The organism is Pseudomonas sp. JL3, from assembly GCF_031570575.1.
In the GTDB taxonomy this organism is placed as follows: Bacteria; Pseudomonadota; Gammaproteobacteria; order Pseudomonadales; family Pseudomonadaceae; genus Aquipseudomonas; species Aquipseudomonas cucumis.
In genome coordinates, this window is record NZ_JAKWJK010000022.1 from 68683 (window position 1) to 86094 (window position 17412).

At 61.0% G+C, this 17412-nt stretch carries 15 protein-coding genes; 14 read left to right on the forward strand and 1 reads right to left on the reverse strand.

All coding sequences use genetic code 11. The features are described 5' to 3' along the window. Positions 1-64: 64 nt before the first annotated feature. Positions 65-1462 carry a type VI secretion system-associated FHA domain protein TagH gene (gene tagH, locus MMG91_RS26010; protein WP_310661129.1) on the reverse strand — a complete coding sequence of 466 codons (1398 nt, stop codon included), beginning with the start codon at positions 1460-1462 and terminating at the stop codon, positions 65-67. Positions 1463-1867: 405 nt separating this feature from the next. Between tagH and tssA the strand changes: the two genes are divergently transcribed. From tssA to MMG91_RS26080, 14 genes are all read left to right on the forward strand, one after another. Further along, positions 1868-2899: a type VI secretion system protein TssA gene (tssA, locus tag MMG91_RS26015; protein ID WP_310661130.1), complete on the forward strand. Its 1032-nt coding sequence runs from the start codon at positions 1868-1870 to the stop codon at positions 2897-2899. Between the two features lie 80 nt (positions 2900-2979). Then, entirely contained in the window at positions 2980-3489 is a 510-nt protein-coding gene (gene tssB, locus MMG91_RS26020) for a type VI secretion system contractile sheath small subunit (RefSeq protein ID WP_007894500.1), read from the forward strand. A 15-nt stretch (positions 3490-3504) separates the two neighbouring features. Further along, positions 3505-4998 carry a type VI secretion system contractile sheath large subunit gene (gene tssC / locus MMG91_RS26025; RefSeq protein ID WP_305447500.1) on the forward strand — a complete coding sequence of 498 codons (1494 nt, stop codon included), beginning with the start codon at positions 3505-3507 and terminating at the stop codon, positions 4996-4998. 159 nt (positions 4999-5157) lie between these two features. Further along, positions 5158-5646 carry a type VI secretion system tube protein Hcp gene (locus MMG91_RS26030; RefSeq protein WP_305447501.1) on the forward strand — a complete coding sequence of 163 codons (489 nt, stop codon included), beginning with the start codon at positions 5158-5160 and terminating at the stop codon, positions 5644-5646. Between the two features lie 83 nt (positions 5647-5729). Further along, entirely contained in the window at positions 5730-6188 is a 459-nt protein-coding gene (locus tag MMG91_RS26035) for a type VI secretion system amidase effector protein Tae4 (RefSeq protein WP_305447502.1), read from the forward strand. Beyond that, positions 6185-6625: a hypothetical protein gene (locus tag MMG91_RS26040; protein ID WP_310661131.1), complete on the forward strand. Its 441-nt coding sequence runs from the start codon at positions 6185-6187 to the stop codon at positions 6623-6625. Before MMG91_RS26035 ends, MMG91_RS26040 begins: the two co-directional genes overlap by 4 nt. A gap of 89 nt (positions 6626-6714) precedes the next feature. Then, positions 6715-7134 carry a hypothetical protein gene (locus MMG91_RS26045; RefSeq protein ID WP_310661132.1) on the forward strand — a complete coding sequence of 140 codons (420 nt, stop codon included), beginning with the start codon at positions 6715-6717 and terminating at the stop codon, positions 7132-7134. After that, the gene (tssE, locus tag MMG91_RS26050) at positions 7128-7640 is read left to right on the forward strand and encodes a type VI secretion system baseplate subunit TssE (protein ID WP_007894480.1); all 513 of its coding nucleotides are present in this window, start codon (positions 7128-7130) and stop codon (positions 7638-7640) included. The genes MMG91_RS26045 and tssE overlap by 7 nt, the downstream gene beginning before the upstream one ends. After that, entirely contained in the window at positions 7637-9496 is a 1860-nt protein-coding gene (tssF, locus tag MMG91_RS26055; RefSeq protein WP_310661133.1) for a type VI secretion system baseplate subunit TssF, read from the forward strand. The genes tssE and tssF overlap by 4 nt, the downstream gene beginning before the upstream one ends. After that, positions 9460-10512, forward strand: a complete 1053-nt coding sequence (gene tssG, locus MMG91_RS26060) for a type VI secretion system baseplate subunit TssG (protein ID WP_310661134.1) — start codon at positions 9460-9462, stop codon at positions 10510-10512. Before tssF ends, tssG begins: the two co-directional genes overlap by 37 nt. Further along, positions 10505-13183: a type VI secretion system ATPase TssH gene (gene tssH / locus MMG91_RS26065; RefSeq protein ID WP_310661135.1), complete on the forward strand. Its 2679-nt coding sequence runs from the start codon at positions 10505-10507 to the stop codon at positions 13181-13183. The genes tssG and tssH overlap by 8 nt, the downstream gene beginning before the upstream one ends. 171 nt (positions 13184-13354) lie before the next feature. Beyond that, complete coding sequence (locus tag MMG91_RS26070; RefSeq protein WP_310661136.1) at positions 13355-15292, forward strand: type VI secretion system tip protein VgrG; 1938 nt, start codon at positions 13355-13357, stop codon at positions 15290-15292. An 18-nt stretch (positions 15293-15310) separates the two neighbouring features. After that, on the forward strand, positions 15311-15745 hold the full coding sequence (locus MMG91_RS26075) for a DcrB-related protein (RefSeq protein WP_217856916.1): 435 nt from the start codon (positions 15311-15313) through the stop codon (positions 15743-15745). Positions 15746-15757: 12 nt separating this feature from the next. Next, the coding region (locus MMG91_RS26080) for a DUF6531 domain-containing protein (RefSeq protein WP_310661137.1) at positions 15758-17412 on the forward strand (1655 nt) is incomplete at its 3' end.

Consider the following 17412-nt stretch of genomic DNA (forward strand, 5'->3'; position numbering starts at 1 on the left):
CAATGACGTTTCAGCTATCCGTTGTTCCGTTCTTTGCTATGAAGGTGTTATGCGATGGCGACGCTCAGCCGCGGCGCTGCCTTGTACTGTGCTCTTCGTAGGCGCGGCTGAATTCACGACCGAACAGGTCCTGGAAATCCTCTTGGGCCTCGCGGGAAATATTGCTGTAGAGCTCGGTGAACTGCTGCCAGTACTGGGCCTGTCGCGAGCCATTGAAAATGCTCGACAGGCCACCGGGCTTGCCCATGCGCTCTTCCAGTTGCGCCGGCTCGAAGCGCGCCAGCAGGTGCTTGATCGCAGCTTCCACACCGGCCATCACCGCCAATTGGTGGGCACGCAAGTCATCGAAACTGTCGCGCACAGCGAGGTCCGGCGCCATGAACGCCTGATTGCTGTGGCGCAACAGCAACAGCAATGCTTCATCGACGTTGGGAGCGAATTTCAGCGGATTGTTTTCCACCGGCTGAATCATCGTCTGCTGAATGCGGAACTCGCCCTTGAGGCTGCTACGGGCGCGCAAGACATCGATCAGGCCTTCGACCATCAGCCGATAACTGCGGCCGATGCTTTCCATCTGCGCTTCGGCCTGGGCCTTGTCCAGGCGCAACTGATCCAGCCCGGCACCGCGCAGAAAGGCTTGCAACAGGTCGGGTTGAGCATTGTCGGCCGGGGCGACCGGGCGTTCGACGATGGCCCCGGGCGGTTCGCGCAGGGGTGCCGACTCGATCGGTATGCTGATGTGAGGTACGGACGGCGGCGCAACCTCTGCAACGGGCAGGGGGGCGACAATCACCGGAGCAGGCTTGTCGCTGAACAGGTCCCAATCTTCCGGAATCAACGGGGCCGACACCGGCGGCACAGGCTCGGCCACGGGCGTTGGGTCTGGGATCGGGGTCGGTGGGCGGAAGTCGTGTTGCTCGGCCGGGACATGGTCGGGCTGGGTGGCCGGCGGGACGCTGGTCGGTGTCAGAAAGTCGAACAGGTCCGGCATCGTGTCCATGGCCGATACGCCCTGAAAATGTGCAGGAGGTGTCACGGGCAACGACGTCGGCGTATTCACGACGGCACCCTGACGCCCCATCAGGGCCTCGAAGCTGCTGGACGAATCGGCGAAAGGGTTGCCGTCGGTCACCGGCAGACTGAAATCGATACGCGCCTGGATTTCATAATCACCGATGCGGATAACTTCGCCATCTTGCAACGGCTCGCTGTTGCCCTTGCGCAGACGAATACCGGCCTTGACCAATTCCACACCGTTAGTGCTGTTATCAGTTAAGTAATACCGGCCATCTTTATATTGAATAACGCAATGTTTTCCGGAAACCAAGCGCTCTGGGTCGGGCAATACCCAGTCATTATCAGAATTGCGGCCTATTGCCATCACACCCTGATCCATGGATTTCTCAGGGCATTGGCCAGGGGTAATTTTGTGATAACTAGTGATAGTCAAACACAGTGACATCTTGCCTCCTTGCTGAACACTTTGCGCGCGGGCGAATCGGGATTTACTCCCGTTAGACTCGGTCCGACTACCTTGCAAACAACCTCGAAAACGGCTTTTTCCCAGCATGATTGCTGATCTTAACCGGCTTGCGTGACAAAAAACCTGCATCAGTGCCCGCCTCGACCAACCAGTCGCGCGGGTTGTTAAGCACCTCACATCTGTCACACAGAGGAAATAGCTTACCTTGACAAGCCATAAGTACTACACCAAAAATGCAGAACTTCTTGAATATAGATGATGGCACTTTAAGATCATTACGTATCCAAAGGGCTATTACACTCAAGGAAGCATGTGAAGTTCCAACTGGAACTAACATGTGAACTGCCCGGCTCTGTCGGTCGGGCGATAGGGAGATCAAATTCAGTGGAAGTGCCTTTGTTGCTCGCCGCCGTTTCCGCGACTTCGCCTTGTGGTGAAGATCTGGAATATGACGCGGATTTTTTGCGCCTGGAACGCGATTCCCTGGGCCAGCCCGAGCGCAGCATGGGCGATTCGATATTGCCTGCCGCCCCCCCCGAATGGCGCAGCATCCAGCAGCAAAGTCTGGAGTTGTTGCAACGCAGCAAAGACCTGCGTATCACCCATTTCCTTTTGCAAAGCTCGCTTGCCCTCGAAGGCGTCACCGGCCTGGCCCGCGTCCTGACACTGATCAGCGAATTGCTCAAGCAATACTGGGCCGACCTGCATCCACGCCTGGATGCCGAAGACAACAACGACCCCACCGTGCGCATCAATGCCCTCGCCGGCCTGACGTCCGATGCCACCATTCGCCTGCTGCGCGAAAGCATCCTGGCCCGTTCGCGAACCTTTGGTGCCGTCAGCCTGCGCGCTGCCGCCAATGCCAGCGGCCTGCAAAGCTTCCCTGACGAAAACCTCGGCGCCGAGCAGCTCGCCGGGGCGTTCCTGGACAGCGATCCCGAACAGTTGGAAATCACCCGCGTAGCGTTGCATGAGGCCCGCAGCGTCGCCGAGGCCATCGAGCAACAGATCAGCGAACACGTCGGTTCCGCCCAGGGCGTTGACCTTGGCCCGTTGAAGCAACCGCTCAAAATGGCCCTGCAGATTCTCGGCCAGTTCGCCCCGCAGAGCGGCGACAGCCCCCTGCCCGATTCCATCAGCGACGACAATGCCGCGCCGGTTGAACACGCCACCGCGCCGAGCACACCGCGCAACACCGGCGCCAGCAGCGGCGAAATCAACAACCGCGACGACGTGCTGCGCAGCCTGGACCGGATTCTTGCGTATTACACCCGTCATGAGCCCTCCAGCCCGCTGCCGGTGCTGTTGAACCGGGCGAAGAATCTGGTGCACGCCGACTTTGCGGCCATCGTGCGCAACCTGATTCCCGACGGCATGAGCCAATTTGAAAACCTGCGCGGACCAGACGGCGAATAAAAGCGAACGGATCACGCAGTCACGTCACCGGTACCGCCGATGACGCCAACACCGTCGCTTGAGCGACCAGGAGCAGCAACGTGGCGAAGCAAAGTTCTCAGAAATTCATCGCGCGCAACCGCGCGCCTCGAGTGCAGATCGAGTACGACGTCGAACTCTACGGCGCCGAGAAAAAGGTCCAGTTGCCCTTCGTCATGGGCGTGATGGCGGATCTCGCCGGCAAGCCCGCCGAGCCTCTGGCGCCTGTGGCCGATCGCAAGTTCCTCGAAGTGGATGTCGATAACTTCGACTCGCGCCTCAAGGCCATGCAGCCACGCGTCGCGTTCCACGTGCCCAACGAGCTGACCGGCGAAGGCAACCTGAGCCTGGACATCACCTTTGAAAGCATGGACGACTTCAGCCCGGCCGCCGTGGCGCGCAAGGTCGACTCGCTGAACAAGTTGCTCGAAGCGCGCACCCAACTGGCCAACCTGCTGACCTACATGGACGGCAAGACCGGTGCCGAAGAAATCATCATGAAGGCCATCAAGGATCCGGCGCTACTCCAGGCGCTTGCCAGTGCGCCAAAGCCAGCCGAGCCTCAGGCTTAATCAGGACGAATGATCATGACCGATTCAGTACGTGCAGACGCTCAGACACTGGGCACCACCGAAGAAGCCAGCGAGTTCGCCTCCCTGCTGCTGCAAGAATTCAAACCCAAGACCGAACGCGCCCGCGAAGCCGTCGAGACCGCCGTGCGCACCCTGGCCGAACAGGCCCTGGCGCAGACCGACCTGGTGTCCAACGACGCCATCAAGTCGATCGAATCAATCATCGCCGCCATCGACGCCAAGCTCACCGCCCAGGTCAATCAGGTCATCCATCACCCGGACTTCCAGCAACTGGAAAGTGCCTGGCGTGGCCTGCACTACCTGGTCAACAACACCGAGAGCGATGAGCAACTGAAGATTCGCGTGCTCAATATCTCCAAGACTGACCTGCACAAGACCCTGAAGAAATTCAAGGGCACCGCGTGGGACCAGAGCCCGATCTTCAAGAAGATGTACGAAGAAGAATACGGCCAGTTCGGCGGTGAACCTTACGGTTGCCTCGTGGGCGATTACTACTTCGACCAGTCGCCGCCGGATGTCGAGTTGCTGGGCGAGTTGTCGAAAGTCTGCGCCGCCATGCACGCGCCGTTCATTGCAGCCGCGTCGCCGACCGTGATGGGCATGGGCTCGTGGCAGGAATTGTCGAACCCGCGCGATCTGACCAAAATCTTCACCACCCCGGAATACGCCGGCTGGCGCTCACTGCGCGAATCGGAAGACTCGCGCTACATCGGCCTGACCATGCCGCGCTTCCTCGCGCGTCTGCCATATGGCGCCAAGACCGATCCGGTGGAGGCCTTCGCCTTCGAAGAAAGCACCGACGGTGCCGACAGCTCCAAGTACACGTGGGCCAACGCCGCTTACGCGATGGCGGTGAACATCAACCGCTCGTTCAAACACTTCGGCTGGTGCTCACGCATTCGTGGCGTGGAGTCTGGCGGTGAAGTGGAAAACCTGCCGGCGCACACCTTCCCGACTGACGATGGTGGCGTGGACATGAAATGCCCGACCGAAATCGCCATTTCGGACCGCCGTGAAGCGGAGCTGGCAAAGAACGGTTTCATGCCGCTGCTGCACAAGAAAAACACTGACTTCGCCGCGTTCATCGGCGCCCAGTCGTTGCAGAAACCGGCCGAATACGACGACCCGGACGCCACCGCCAACGCCAACCTGGCCGCGCGCCTGCCGTACCTGTTCGCCACCTGCCGTTTCGCCCATTACTTGAAGTGCATCGTGCGCGACAAGATCGGGTCCTTCAAAGAGAAGGACGAAATGCAGCGTTGGTTGCAGGACTGGATCCTCAACTACGTCGACGGTGACCCGGCGCACTCCACCGAAACCACCAAGGCCCAACACCCATTGGCGGCGGCCGAAGTAATCGTCGAGGACGTGGAAGGCAACCCGGGGTACTACAACTCCAGGTTCTACCTGCGCCCGCACTATCAGCTCGAAGGGCTGACCGTGTCGCTGCGCCTGGTATCCAAGCTGCCTTCGGCCAAAGGCGCATAAAAACGCCCTTGATGTGATCGTTCCCACGCTCTGCGTGGGAATGCCGCCCGGGACGCAGAGCGTCCCAGTGACGCAGAGCGTCACCCGATGCGTTACCACGCAGAGCGTGGGAACGATCAGCAAAAACACAATGTGGTAGAGACCACACAGGGAGAAAACATGGCTGTTGATATTTTCATCAAGATCGGCGACATCAAGGGCGAGTCCATGGACAAGGCCCACAAGGACGAGATCGACGTCTTGAACTGGAGCTGGGGCATGGCTCAGTCCGGCAACATGCACGTGGGCAGCGGCGGCGGTGCCGGCAAGGTGAATATCCAGGACCTGTCGCTGACCAAATACGTCGACAAGGCCACACCGAACCTGATGATGCATTGCGCCAGCGGCAAGCACATCGACAAGGTCAAGCTGACCGTGCGCAAGGCCGGCGGCGAAAGCCAGGTCGAGTACATGATCATCAACCTGGAAGAAGTGCTGATCACTTCCCTGAGCACCGGCGGCTCGGGCAGCGATGATCGCCTGACCGAAAACGTCACCCTGAACTTCGCCAAGGTGCTGGTGGACTACCAGCCGCAAAAAGCCGATGGCACCAAGGAAGGCGGGCCGGTCAAGTTCGGCTGGAACATCCGCCAGAACGTCAAGGTGTAATCGAAGATGCCCCCGGCGTTATACGCCGGGGGTGTTTTGGTGCTTGCTCGAATCCAATCCCTTTCCCATCCGGTGTCTGAGTCATGGCCAAGCCTTCGTTTATTAATCTGTGGAAAGCGTATTCCGATCTCCTGGTTACGTATCCTGACGCAAAGCCCTGTGATGGCCCTTGGGCAAACCAGTGTGCTATCCGCATGAGCATGACGCTCAATGCAGAGCTGACCATCAAGGTCAACAAGTCCACCTATACCGAACCCAAGTGTGCACATGAGCACGCGCGGGGTGCCGAGTCGCTGGCGAACTGGTTGTGGAAGCATCATCTGGGGCGGCCACTGATTCTTGGTGGAAGTGCCGAAGAACGCCGCAAGCTACAAGACAAGACCGGACTCATCTTCTTCAAGGATTGTTTCCAGCAGACAGGAGAGTCATCGGACAGTCGCACCGGCGACCATATCGACCTGTGGAATCGCGGCCTGACCATCGGCCGGTACAGCGATCCTTCCTACCGATCCCGAGCCATCTGGTTCTGGGAGCTGACATGATCAAGTCCAGCCGAAACGCTGTGCTCCTGTGTTGCGTATTGTCGAGTATATCCGCGTGCGCCGACCAGCAAGCCCCGTCTGCTGCCGCGGACCAGGTAGTCACCCTGGGCGCACAACAGCTGACACTGGAGAACGACCAGCAGCGCTGCGTGTTGCGTAAACCGGATCAGAGCGTGCTGCCGCTCGAAATGCCATGGCCTTGCCAATTTGCGGTCGACCGCCAAGGCAAGCCGCACGTCGAGTCCTTCAACAATGTGCCGATTGCCATCGTGCTGCACATAAGCGTTGACCCTGCCAACAGTCGCGACTGTCGGTCCGAGTACCGCGCCGTACGCCAGATCAAAGGTCAGCTCGAACCTTCGGTGGTTTCTCGCAGTGCCAGTTGCCTGCGCGGTGCAGGCGATCAGAAAGACTACACAGCGCTTTTCACTTGGTAAGCGACTTCGCATGCAATCACTCACGACTCTGCGCATCGCGCAAAACAGGTTGGGCTTTGAGGGTTGAAATGATCAAACGAACCCTGTTGATGCTGCTGTCTGGCTGCCTGCCGTGGAGCCTCGATGCCTGGGCCGGGCAGCAACCACTTGCTGCACCCAGCAATCAAGTCATTGTCGCGGGACAAACGTTGACTCTGGAAAACCACGATCAGCAATGTGCGTTACGCAAACAGGACCAAAGCATCTTGAAACTAGACATGCCATGGCCTTGTTTTCTGAGTGTCGATCGCAAGGGCCAGCCACGGGTCGAAACCTTCAACAACGCCCAAATCATTATCGTGGAGCACTCCACGCCCGAGCCCCTTCCGAGCCGTGATTGTGACGCTCGGTATCAGGCCATCCGCCAAATCAAAGGCCAGCCCATGGAAGTGTCAAAGGTCGCCCATAGTGCTGGCTGTATGACCGGCGTCATGGACCAGAAAAATTTCGTGGCGCATTTCTCGTGGTAACCGAAATCGCCACCCGCGATCGCCTGCAACCGTCCCTGCTGGACCGGTTGACCGACGACGACCCGAGCAACCTCAAGGAAAGCGCCGACAAGCGCGTGCTCTCCCTGACCCAACTCAAAGCCTCGGTGCTGCGTGACCTGGCGTGGCTGCTCAACACCACTTCGTTGCTCAGCGCCGATGCGACGTTGCACACTCCAGCCGGCACGTCGGTGGTCAACTTCGGGCTGCCAGCCCTGGCCGGCAACAGTGCGTCGAACGTCGATATTGCAGCGCTTGAAGCGCTGATCCACCAGGCCATCGCCACGTTCGAACCGCGGATTCTGCGTAACACTTTGCGCGTGCGGGCCCGGGCATCCGCCGAGATGAACCACAACGCCCTGAGTTTCGAGATCGAAGGCGATCTCTGGGCCCAGCCAGTGCCGCTGCGCCTGATGCTGCAAACCGACCTGGACCTGGAATCCGGCCATGTGCGAGTGATCAACGCCGAACAGCGGAGACGCTCATGAACCCGCGCCTGCTGGAACTGTACAACCAGGAATTGCACCACGTGCGCGAAAGCGCGGCGGAGTTCGCCCAGGAATACCCGAAAATCGCCAGTCGGCTGACGTTGTCCGGCATGGACTGCGCCGACCCGTACGTCGAGCGCTTGCTGGAAGGGTTTGCCTACCTGACGGCGCGGGTACAGCTCAAGCTCGATGCCGAATACCCGACCTTCACTCATAACCTGCTGGAAATCGCTTACCCCCATTACCTGGCGCCGACACCGTCGATGACCGTGGTGCAATTGCAGCCCGACCCCGATGAAGGCTCGCTGAGCGGTGGCTTCCCGCTGCCCCGGGATACGGTCCTGCGCGCCGCCCTGGGCCGCGAAACCCAAACCTGCTGCGAGTACCGCACCGCCCATGCGGTGACGTTGTGGCCGTTGCAGGTCAGCCAGGCCGAGTACTTCGGCAACCCGTCTGCCATGCTCGGGCGTCTGGCCGCCAGCGAACCCAAGGCCAAGGCCGGCCTGCGCCTGACCCTGCGCACCGGCGCCGAACTGCCATTCAACAGTCTCGCCCTGGACAACCTGCCGTTGTACCTCAACGGCGCAGACGAGCAGCCCTTCCGCCTCTACGAACAGCTGCTGGGCAATGTCTGCGCCGTGTTCGCCCGTCAGCCCGGTGGTGATTGGGTGGAACGCCTGCCGCAGGACGCACTGCGCTCCCAGGGATTCGACGATACCGACGCCGCGCTGCCAGTGGTCTCGCGGGCCTTCCAGGGCTATCGCCTGTTGCAGGAATATTTCGCCCTGCCCCACCGCTTTCTGTTTGTCGACTTCACGCAATTGAGCCGGGCGGTCAAACGCTGCGACGGCCAGGAACTGGAATTGATCGTGCTGTTCGACCGTCACGATCCGAGCCTGGAAGGCAGCGTCGGAGCCGCGCAGTTCCTGCCGTTCTGCACCCCGGCCATCAACTTGTTTCCCAAGCGCCTGGATCGCATCCACTTGTCGGAACGGGTCAATGAACACCATGTGATCGCCGACCGCACCCGGCCGATGGATTTCGAGATTCATTCCCTGAACACCCTCACCGGCCACGGCACTGGGTCGGAGCAGCCTTTTTTGCCGTTCTATGCGGTACGCGATCCGTCTCGCTACGGCCGCGATCAGGCCTGGTACACCGTGCGACGCGAACCCCGCGTGCTGTCCAGCGGCCAGCGGCGCAACGGCCCGCGTTCGACTTACATCGGCAGCGAAACCTTCGTCAGCCTGGTGGACAGCCAACAGGCGCCTTATCGCCACGACCTGCGCCAACTGGGCGTAACGGCGTTGTGCACCAACCGCGACCTGCCGCTGTTCATGAGCGTGGGCAACAGCAAGACCGATTTCACCCTGGCCGAAAGCGCACCGGTAGCGGCGGTGCGCTGCGTGGCAGGCCCGAGCCGCCCACGCGCCAGTCATGCCCATGACGCCAAGGCGTGGCGGTTGATCAGCCAGCTGTCGCTGAATTACTTGTCCCTCAGTGAGCAAGGCCAGGGCGCCGCCGCCCTGCGCGAACTGCTGCGCCTGTATGGCGACAGCAACGATGCGGCGTTGCAATTGCAGATCGAAGGCCTGCGCGAAGTCAGCAGCAAGGCCTGCACCCGACGCTTGCCAATGCCGGGCCCGATCGTGTTTGGTCGTGGCCTGGAGATCACTTTGGAATTCGATGAAAACGCGTTTCGCGGCACTGGAGTCTTCTTGCTCGGTGCAGTGTTCGAGCGCTTCCTGGCACGCTACGTGTCGATCAACAGTTTTACCGAGACGGTGATCCGTACCACCGAACGCGGCGAGATCATGCGATGGAAAGCCAAGCCCGGACGCCGTCCGACCCTGTGAATACCCTGGATGCGATGCACCAGGAGCCCTGGGAATACGACTTCTTCCAGGCGTTGCGGCGCATCGAGTGCGAATCGCCTGAACTGCCGCGCCTGGGCCATTCGTTGCGCCTGGCCGATGATCCGCTGCGCCTTGGGCAACAGGCCGATTGCACCTTTGCCCCGGCGACCCTGGCGTCGGTACAGCCGGGCGTCGACGGTGCGCCGGCGCGCCTGGAGCAGTTCTTTTTCGGCCTCGGCGGCCCCAACGGCCCATTGCCGCTGCACCTCACCGAATATGTGCGCGAACGCCAGCGCAACAACGCCGACAGCACCAGTAAACGCTTCCTGGATGTGTTCCATCACCGCCTGCTGAGCCTGTTTTATCGGGCCTGGGCCGAAGCGCGGCCGACGGTCAGCCATGACCGCCCGGACGATGACTACTGGTCGGCACGCCTGGCAGCACTGAGCGGCCGGGGCATGCCGAGCCTGCTCAAACAAGGGCTGATCCCCGACACGGCGAAGTTGCATTACAGCGGTCATCTGTCGGCACAAACCCGCTACCCGGACGGTTTGAAGGCCATTCTCAGCGAGTACTTCGGCCTGCCGGTGGAGATCGAAGAATACGTCGGCCAATGGCTGGAGCTGCCGGAACGCAGCCGCGTGGGCGTCAGCGCCCATCAATTGGGCGTGGATTTTTGCCTGGGCCGTTATGTCTGGGATCGCCAGCACAAATTCCGCATTCGCCTGGGGCCACTCAAGCTGGATGACTACATGAGCATGCTGCCCGGTAGCCAACCCTTCAATGAGCTGGTGGCCTGGGTGGCCGAATACCTGGGCCATGAACTGGACTGGGATCTGAACCTAGTTCTGAGACAGCCCGAAGTACCGGCGTTGCAACTTAATCGCCAATTTTGCCTGGGTTTCAATACCTGGCTGGGCCAACCCGAAAAAGATGCCAAGGATTTAATACTGGCCCGGCATTACGCCGAGCAGGCCAACACCTCACAGATCTCAAGGAGCCATGAGCATGGGTGAAATCAGTCGCGCCGCGTTGTTCGGCAAACTCAACAGCGTGGCCTACAAAGCCATCGAAGCCGCCACCGTGTTCTGCAAGCTACGCGGTAACCCTTATGTGGAACTGGCCCACTGGTTTCATCAGTTGCTGCAATTGCAGGACTCGGACCTGCACCGCATCATCCGTCAGTTCAATATCGAGCCGGCGCGCCTGGCTCGTGACCTGACCGAAGCCCTGGACCGTTTGCCACGGGGCTCGACTTCAATCACTGACTTGTCCTCCCATGTGGAAGAAGCTGTGGAACGTGGCTGGGTCTACGGCAGCCTGATGTTCGGCGAAAGCCAGGTGCGTACCGGTTACCTGGTGCTGGGCATCCTCAAGACGCCGAGCCTGCGCCATGGGCTACTGGGGCTGTCGGCAGAGTTCGACAAGATCAAGGTCGAGGCCCTGAGCGAGCGTTTTGATGAGTACGTCGGCGACTCGCCGGAAAATGCGCTCAGCGCCAGCGATGGTTTCAACGCCGGCAGCGTGCCCGGTGAAGCCAGCGGCGCCATGGCCCCAAGCGCCATGGGCAAGCAGGAAGCGCTCAAGCGTTTTACCGTCGACCTCACCGAGCAGGCCCGCAGCGGCAAGCTTGATCCGATTGTCGGGCGTGACGAAGAAATCCGCCAACTGGTGGACATCCTCATGCGCCGCCGGCAGAACAACCCGATTCTGACCGGTGAAGCCGGCGTCGGTAAAACCGCCGTGGTCGAAGGTTTTGCCCTGCGCATCGTCGCCGGTGACGTGCCTCCGGCGCTCAAGGACGTGGAACTGCGCAGCCTCGACGTCGGCTTGTTGCAGGCCGGCGCGAGCATGAAAGGTGAATTCGAACAGCGCCTGCGCCAGGTTATCGAAGACGTCCAGGCCTCGCCAAAACCGATCATCCTGTTTATCGACGAAGCCCACACGCTGGTCGGTGCCGGTGGCGCCGCCGGCACCGGGGACGCGGCCAACCTGCTCAAACCGGCCCTGGCCCGGGGAACCCTGCGCACCGTGGCCGCCACGACCTGGGCCGAGTACAAAAAGCATATCGAGAAAGACCCGGCCCTGACCCGCCGCTTCCAGGTGGTGCAAGTCGCCGAGCCGTCCGAAGACAAGGCGTTGCTGATGATGCGCGGCGTGGCCTCGACCATGGAGAAACACCATCAGGTGCAGATCCTTGACGAAGCCCTGGAAGCCTCGGTCAAGCTGTCCCATCGCTACATCCCCGCGCGCCAGTTGCCGGACAAATCCGTGAGCCTGCTGGACACCGCCTGCGCCCGGGTCGCCATCAGCCTGCACGCCGTGCCGGCCGAAGTGGACGACAGCCGTCGCCGCATCGAGGCGCTGGAAACCGAACTGCAAATCATCGCCCGCGAGCATGCCATCGGCATCGTCATCGGCGCCCGCCAAACCCAAAGCGAAAACCTGCTGAGTGCCGAACGCGAACGCCTCGCCGAGCTGGAAAGTCGCTGGGCCGAAGAGAAAACCCTGGTGGACGAACTGCTCGCCACCCGCGCCACCCTGCGCGAGCGCGTCGGTGTGGTGGACAGCGAGGACGGCAGCGAGACCAGCCACGCCTTGCGCGAAAAACTGGTGGACCTGCAACAGCGTCTCAGTGCTCTGCAAGGGGAAACCCCGTTGATTCTGCCGACGGTCGATTACCAGGCCGTGGCCTCGGTGGTCGCCGACTGGACGGGTATTCCGGTGGGCCGCATGGCCCGTAACGAACTGGAAACCGTGCTCAACCTCGACCTGCACCTGAAGAAACGCATCATCGGCCAGGACCACGCCTTGCAGATGATCGCCAAGCGCATCCAGACCTCCCGCGCCGGCCTCGACAACCCGAGCAAGCCGATTGGCGTGTTCATGCTCGCGGGCACCTCCGGCGTGGGCAAGACCGAAACCGCCCTGGCGCTGGCCGAAGCCATGTACGGCGGTGAACAGAACGTCATCACCATCAACATGAGTGAATTCCAGGAAGCTCACACCGTGTCCACCCTCAAGGGCGCGCCACCGGGCTACATCGGCTATGGCGAAGGCGGCGTGCTGACCGAAGCCGTGCGGCGCAAACCCTACAGCGTGGTGCTGCTGGACGAGGTGGAAAAAGCCCACCCGGACGTGCACGAGATCTTCTTCCAGGTCTTCGACAAAGGCGTGATGGAGGACGGCGAAGGTCGGGTGATCGACTTCAAGAACACCTTGATCCTGCTGACCACCAACGCTGGCACCGAGTTGATTGCCCAGGTCTGCAAAGACCCGCAAAACGTGCCCGAACCCGAAGCGATCGCCAAGGCCCTGCGCCAGCCGCTGCTGGAGATTTTCCCGCCGGCATTGCTGGGCCGCCTGGTGACCATTCCGTACTACCCGCTCAGCGACGAGATGCTCAAGGCCATTACCCGCCTGCAACTCAACCGCATCAAAAAGCGCGTGGAGAACACCCACAAAGTGGCCTTCGATTACGACGACGCGGTGATCGACCTGATCGTCTCCCGCTGCACCGAAACCGAAAGCGGTGGGCGGATGATCGACACCATTCTGACCAACAGCCTGCTGCCGGACATGAGCCGCGAATTCCTCACTCGCATGCTCGAAGGCAAGGCGCTGGCCGGCGTGCGGATCAGCGCCGGGGATAACGAATTGCACTACGACTTCAGCGACGCCGCGTAGCCCCTGGAGGAATGCGGTCAGTGTGGGAGCTGGCTTGCCTGCGATAGCGGTGTATCAATCGGCATCAATGCTGAATGTCACACCGCTATCGCAGGCAAGCCAGCTCCCACATTTGATCCGGTTACGGCAGGGAAAAGCGGCGCGGCGATTACAACGTTTACGGGATAACTGATGCTATTCAAGCAACTCTCACGCCTGGCAAAAATCACCAGCCCCCTGGGGCCGGATGTGCTGTTGCTCAAGGACATGGGCGGCGGCGAAGAGCTGGGGCGGCTGTTCAACTATGAGCTGCAGCTGCACTCGCTGGACAACGCCATCGACCTCAACCAGCTGCTGGGCAAACCCATGTGCCTGAGCCTGCAACTGGACGGCGGTGGCGAGCGCTATTTCCATGGCATCGTTGCCCGTTGCAGCCAGAACGTCGACCAGGGCCAGTTCGCCAGTTACCAGGCCACGCTGCGGCCGTGGCTATGGCTGCTGACCCGTACCTCCGATTGCCGGATTTTCCAGAACCTGACCATCCCGCAGATCATCAAGCAGGTGTTTCGCGACCTGGGTTTTTCCGATTTCGAAGATGCCCTGAGCCGGCCCTATCGCGAGTGGGAATACTGCGTGCAGTATCGCGAAACCAGCTTCGATTTCGTCAGCCGCCTGATGGAGCAGGAAGGGATCTATTACTTCTTCCGCCATGAACAGGGTCGTCATGTGCTGGTGCTGGCCGATGCCTACGGCGCCCACACCAGCGTGCCCGGCTACGCCTCGGTGCCCTACTACCCCAAGAATGAACAGCAGCGCGAACGCGATCACATCCAGGATTGGCACCTGGCCCAGGAAGTCCAGCCAGGTTCGCTGGAACTCAACGACTATGACTTCCAGCGCCCCAGCGCGCGCATTGACGTGCGCTCGGCCATGCCTCGTCCGCACACCGCCGGCGACTATCCGCTGTATGACTATCCCGGCACCTATGTGCAAAGCGCAGACGGCGAACATTACGCCCGCACCCGCATCGAAGCCTTGCAGACCCTGCACGAACAGGTCGAGTTCGCTGGCAACGCCCGGGGTCTGGGGTCGGGTCATTTGTTCAGCCTCACGGGCTTCACCCGCCAGGACCAGAACCGCGAATATCTGATCGCCAGCGCCCGCTACTACATCTCTCAGGAAAGCGGGGAAACCGGTGGCATCGCCGCTTCGGCGCAGTTCGAAAGCAGCCTGACCTGCATCGACGCGCAACAAAGCTACCGGCCCCTGCCCAACACCCACCGCCCCATCGTCAAAGGCCCGCAGACCGCATTGGTGGTCGGCCCCAAGGGCGAGGAAATCTGGACCGACCAGTTCGGCCGGGTAAAGGTGCATTTCTATTGGGATCGTCACGACCAGTCCAACGAAAACAGTTCGTGCTGGATCCGCGTGTCGCAATCCTGGGCCGGTAAAAACTGGGGCTCGATGCAGATCCCACGGATCGGCCAGGAAGTGATCGTCAGCTTTCTCGAAGGCGACCCGGATCGGCCGATCATCACCGGTCGCGTCTACAACGCCGAACAAACCGTGCCCTACGACTTGCCGGAAAACGCTACTCAGAGCGGCATGAAAAGCCGTTCGAGCAAGGGCGGCTCACCGGCCAATTTCAACGAAATCCGCATGGAAGACAAAAAAGGCGCCGAGCAGTTGTACATCCATGCCGAGCGCAATCAGGACATCGTGGTCGAGGTGGATGAAAGCCACTCGGTGGGCCACGACCGCAACAAAAGCATTGGGCATGACGAGACGGTGACCATCGGCAACAACCGCCTGCGCATCGTCAAGCAGGAAGACATTCTGTCGGTGGGTCAGCGCAAGACCGACAGCATCAGCCAGAGCTACGTCATTGAAGTGGGCGAGAACCTGCGGCTGGTCTGTGGTGAAAGCATCCTGGAGCTCAATGCCAGCGGCCAGATCAACCTGACCGGCGTGCAAATCAGCTTCTATGCCAGCGGTGATGCCGAGATCAACACCGGCGGCGTGCTGCACCTGAACAATGGCGGCGGCGCTGGCGCCACGCCTGATGGCCAGGGCGTCAAGGCCAGCATCGACGCCAACATCAATGCCGCGTTTCCCAAGCCCAAGGGCTAATCACGAGATCTGTGTTCCATGACTTACCGAATCAATGAATTCCAGTTCCAACTGCCGGCAAGCGAACTGCAAGACGCGTCGATCAACATCCTCAAGTTCCCTGAACTGGGCACTTCGCTGATTGTCAGCCGCAGCTTGCTGGCCGAGGGCGAAACCTTGCAAAGCAACTTCGACGACCAGCTCAAGCGCCTGGAAAAACAAGTGCAAGACTTGCGTTTTCAACCGGGCGTCGCCGTGCGTCTGGGCGCCAGCCAGGAAGTCGAAGGCATCGAGTTGCGCAGCCAGTTCAACAAGGGCAATGACAAAGTCTTCCAGTACCAGTTGGCACTGGTGTTGCCCGGCACCCGCAAAATGCTCGCCCTGAGCTACGTGAAGGCCGAAAAACTCGGCGATGCCGAAGCTGCGCATTGGGCGACCATCAAGAGTTCGCTGTTGTTCGACGTTCCGGCCTGATGAGCACCTTGCATGTCTGACGCGCTCTGGGCCGCCCGGCTGGGCGATGCACTCAACCACACCTCGATGATGGCCGACATCCTCGGCGGCGTGCTGGAAGTAGCGGCCAACATCGCGATTACCGCGCTGGCCACTGCCGCCGTGGTGGCGGCCACGGGCATCACGGTCGTCACCGGGGGGTTGGGTTGCGTCGTGCTCGGCTTGGTGGTGGGCACGATCGTCGGCCTCGCCATGAGCAAGACCGGGGCCGACAAGGGCCTGAGCAATTTATGCGAGAGCTTCAGTAACGCGCTGTTTCCGCCCACGGTGCAGGCGAACATTCTCACCGGCTCCACCAACACCCTGACCAATAACATCCCTGCCGCCCGCGCCGCCGGGGCGATCCCGTCCCATGTCGCGCCGGCCGGCACCGAGCTGGAGGCACCCGAGCCGGAAGCCGAGCCCAGTTACCTGGACATGGCCGAGAGCTTCTTCTCCCAGATGTGGCGCCCCACCGTCGCCACCCCGGCGCCCGGCGCCGTACCCAAGCCGCTGGACCTGGTCACCTGCATGAAGCATCCGCCGATGCCGCCGCAGTTTCTGGCCGAGGGCTCGGACAAAGTCACCATCAACGGCCAGCCCGCCGTGCGCAGCGGCGACCGCACCACCTGCGACGCCAAGGTCGTATCGTCCGGGCTGATCTCATCCACCGTGACCATTGGTGGCGGTTCGGTGGTAGTGCGTGAGGTCCGCAGCGGCAAGACCCCGGGCGTGGGGCTGGCGGTCACCGCGTTGCTGATGCTCAAGGGCGGCAAAGGCAAGTTCTTCAGCAAACTGCCGTGCATGCTGATCGGTGGCGCGACGTCGATGGCTGTCAGCAGCGCCATGGGCGCCATGGCCAACGCCGCCATGGGTTCGTCGAACCCGGTGCATGCTGCGACCGGGGCCAAGGTGCTGGGTGGGGACGAAGAGCTGGATTTCGTGCTGCCGGGCATCTTGCCGATCGATTGGCAGCGCTTCTACAACAGCCGCGACGAACGCCGCGACAGCTTGTTCGGCGCGGGTTGGAGCGTGTCCTACGAGGTGCGGGTTGAAATCCTGCCTCACCCGGAGGGCGGGGAAACGCTGGTCTACACCGACGAACAGGGCCGGCGCATCGACATGGGGTCGATCCCCTTGGGTGGCGCGGTGTTCAGTGCCGGTGAAGGGCTGAGTGTCCGGCGCCACGTTAATGGGCAGCTGTTGATAGAAAGCGACAGCGGACTGTATCGACTGTTCGATACAACACCTGGAAGTTCATCGCTGCTGCGCCTTAGCCAGCTGGGTGATCGTAATGACAACCGGGTTCACCTCCACTATGACGACGCCGGACGCCTTGTAAAACTGCGCGACACCTTTGACTTGGTTCAGGTGGAATTGATCTACCTTCAGACACGAGTCAGTCAGATGGAGCGGGTCTACCCGGACCAGCGCCGCGAAGTGTTGGTGAGTTATGGCTACGATCCCTCAGGCAACCTGATAGAAGTTCGCGATACCGCAGGCCAGGTACAGCGTCGTTTCGTTTACGACAGTGAGCGGCGGATGACTGAGCATCAGTTGCCCACAGGCCTTCGCTGTTTTTATCAGTGGGCTTGCATCGAGGAAAAGGAATGGCGCGTGGTCGGGCACTGGACCGATGAGGGCGACAC